This window comes from Corynebacterium sp. 045007, assembly GCF_040743205.1.
Lineage (GTDB): Bacteria > Actinomycetota > Actinomycetes > Mycobacteriales > Mycobacteriaceae > Corynebacterium > Corynebacterium jeikeium_D.
In genome coordinates this window covers 1-2,463 of sequence record NZ_JBFLKW010000038.1, presented here as the reverse complement: position 1 = coordinate 2,463, position 2,463 = coordinate 1, and the positions used below count along the sequence as shown (strand labels likewise).

The following is a 2,463-nucleotide window of genomic DNA, read 5'->3' as shown; positions in this document are numbered from 1 at the left end:
ATTAGTTAGTACATCGGCACACTATTGAGTTCTCACACAACACACACCCACGAAGACAACCACCCCAAAACCAGGGCAACCACCACATGAGCAGCAGAAGAAGACTCTACCTTCACTGCAAACACAAGTCAAACCGACCGTGAATACAAAGTAAACTCTCCCCCACATCACCACAACAAGCAATCACATCGCCCTGTCGCGCTGACCCCGGATACATTACACACACTTCACACATAAAGCGAACCCCCAGGTCACAATGACTTTCTTGGGTACTTTCGAGCTAATAGAAGACCATAACCCTAGAGTTTCACTTAAAGCTGTTCGGCAATGCGTTCGTTCACCGGCTTCTTACGCACACTCACGAGTTATCTCAGCAAAGTGACAAGTCTCGAGGCCTTCGTCGTAAAGCGAGATGGAGCGAAACCACCCCAATAGAAAGCTCCAGTGAGGAAAAGCTGGGCTAGGGAACTAAAGTCGAACTGTGACTACATCAACGAAGACCGATGCTCGGACCGTCCATCCGGTCGATGAGTATCCGGGCCATGTGAAATTGCTTGTACTCGGCTTTCAACATGTGCTCGCCGCGTATGCAGGCGCGGTGGCAGTCCCGCTTTTCGTGGGCTGGGCACTTGTGGATGCCGGGCGTATGTCCCCATCCGATATTCCGCACCTAATTGCCGCGGACCTGTTTGTTGCCGGCATCGCCACCATCGTGCAGTCGGTGGGTATTTGGCGATTTGGTGTGCGGTTACCACTGATTCAGGGCTGTACCTTCTCTGCCGCCATTCCGATGGTCACTATCGGATCGCAATACGGCGTGCCCGCAATCTACGGTTCGGTGATTGCATCGGGCATTTTCATGATGCTCTTTGCACCGCTTTTTGCGTCGCTTCTACGTCTATTTCCGCCGTTGGTCACTGGCACGGTGCTATTGATTATCGGTACGACGCTTATGCCAGTCGCAGCTGACTGGGTTGGTGGCGGTGCTGAAGTCAAGGACACTCCTGATTTCGGCACGCCCCAAAACTTGGCAGTAGCTGTGTTTGTGTTGGTCTTGATTCTCAGTATTGAGCGTTGGGCACCGGAATGGCTCGCCCGAATCGCCGTTCTAGTGGGCATGATTTCTGGGTTGCTGCTATGCATTCCATTGGGAATGGTGGATTGGTCTGGGACCAAGGACTCACCAATCTTTGGGCTGACACATCCGTTCTACTTCGGCATGCCTGAGTTTGTCTTCTCGGCTGTATTTGCCATGTGCATTGTCTCGCTTGTGACTATGGTCGAGGCAACTGGAGATGTGCTTGCAATCGGTGAGATTACCGAGACCGAGATTGATAATCGCCGTATTGCCGACACACTGCGTGCCGACGGTGCTGCGACCGTGATCGGTGGTATTTTCAATACCTTCCAATACACGGCGTTTGCCCAGAACATCGGCGTCCTGTCCATCACGGGTGTGCGATCCCGGTGGGTTACCGCAGCTGCAGGCGGAATGCTGCTGATTCTGGGACTGATTCCAAAGACGGCCGCTCTCGTTGCTGCTATCCCGGCTCCAGTTTTGGGAGGTGCCGGTATCGCCTTGTTCGGCATGGTCGCAGCATCCGGCGTCCGCACCCTATCCAAGGTTAAGTTCACTGAATCCAACGTGATCGTGGTTGGTATTCCGTTGGCACTGGCATTGCTTCCGGCTGTATCGCCCGAACTATTCTCCGGACTGCCGGCATGGGCACAAACGTTTATGGCCTCAGGAATCTGCGTAGGTTCCGTCGCAGCTATTATCTTGAACCTTTTGTTCAACACCGCCGACCGTGCACCGCACGCAGTTACTCCGAGCGCTCACGACACCTTCCGCGGAGGTATCAACTCTGAAGATAAGGACCACGACGGCTACGGCGACGTCCCGCCCGCTAAGCCAAGCAGTAATAACTAACTTCGGTACTTTGATTAGCGTGGCTGGATAGCTCAATCCCAGACCGCGCTGGCGTAATTAAATACAACACATTCCCGTATGGGCGCAGGCAATACCTCGCCCATACGGGATTTCCTTTTGGCGCGACCTTGGATGGCGCCGCGTTGTCTCGTAGGTAGGGCTTAAGAATCAGGACGAATTCCAAATAAGCGTATGGATCCCTATTTGGACAGCTTGGCAGTAAAGCCCCATTGAAGCGCGGTATCTGCATGTCGGGATGAGTGGCTGTGGTAATCACAGAAGTGCAATAACTGAATCGGACATGCCAACAAGCTCAGTGACAGAATTCGAGGAGCCTCCGACCGGTGTACTGCGCATCGGACCCTTCTAAGTACCCGCAATTAAGCCAAATCGGTAGCTACCCCGAGATATAAGCCACGACATTTGTCGATTAAATGTTGTTTACCCGTAGGTACAAAAGCGGGCCGCAGCACCCAACCCCACACAAGGGGCAAGGCAACCACGACCCACAAACAAGATTATTATGCCGGCGG

At 53.3% G+C, this 2,463-nt stretch carries 1 protein-coding gene; it reads left to right on the top strand.

What is annotated here, in order from left to right:
* Positions 1-481: 481 nt before the first annotated feature.
* On the top strand, positions 482-1,930 hold the full coding sequence (locus AB1Z34_RS11090; protein ID WP_367158345.1) for a nucleobase:cation symporter-2 family protein: 1,449 nt from the start codon (positions 482-484) through the stop codon (positions 1,928-1,930).
* Positions 1,931-2,463 lie beyond the last annotated feature (533 nt).